The organism is Mesorhizobium sp. M2C.T.Ca.TU.002.02.1.1, from assembly GCF_003997225.1.
This window is the reverse complement of the sequence record NZ_RZTO01001476.1, coordinates 1-535: the sequence shown is the minus strand read 5'-3', so window position 1 is coordinate 535 and position 535 is coordinate 1. Positions and strand designations below refer to the sequence as shown.

Genomic DNA, 535 nt, shown 5'->3' with positions numbered 1-535 from the left:
GGTCGGACGCGCTCGGCAAGGACGGGCTGAAGTCCGGCCAGATTCTTTTGACGCTTGGCGACACCGAGGAACGCCGGCGCTACCTCAATGCGCGCGCCACGATCTCGACGCTGCTCAAGATGAAAGCGGTGCCGGTCATCAACGAGAACGACACGGTGGCGACCTCGGAAATCCGCTACGGCGACAACGATCGGCTGGCGGCGCGGGTGGCGACCATGATGGGCGCCGATCTTCTGGTGCTGCTTTCCGACATCGACGGGCTCTATACGGCCCCGCCGGCCAAGGATCCGCAGGCAAAATTCATTCCCGTGGTCGACCGCATCACACCGGATATCGAGGCGATGGCGGGGGCAGCGGCCTCGGAGCTGTCGCGCGGCGGCATGCGCACCAAGCTCGACGCCGGCAAGATCGCCAACGCCGCCGGCACGGCGATGATCATCACCTCGGGCACCAGGCTGTCGCCGTTGATGGCGATCGAACGCGGCGAGCGCGCGACCTTCTTCAAGCCGAGCGCCAACCCGGTGAAGGGTTATAA

The 535-nt window shown here is 65.6% G+C and carries 1 protein-coding gene; it reads left to right on the top strand.

Annotated elements, in window-relative coordinates; genetic code table 11:
- Positions 1–535 (top strand): glutamate 5-kinase (proB, locus tag EOD07_RS36830; RefSeq protein WP_127238535.1); only part of this gene is annotated, 535 nt, incomplete at both ends.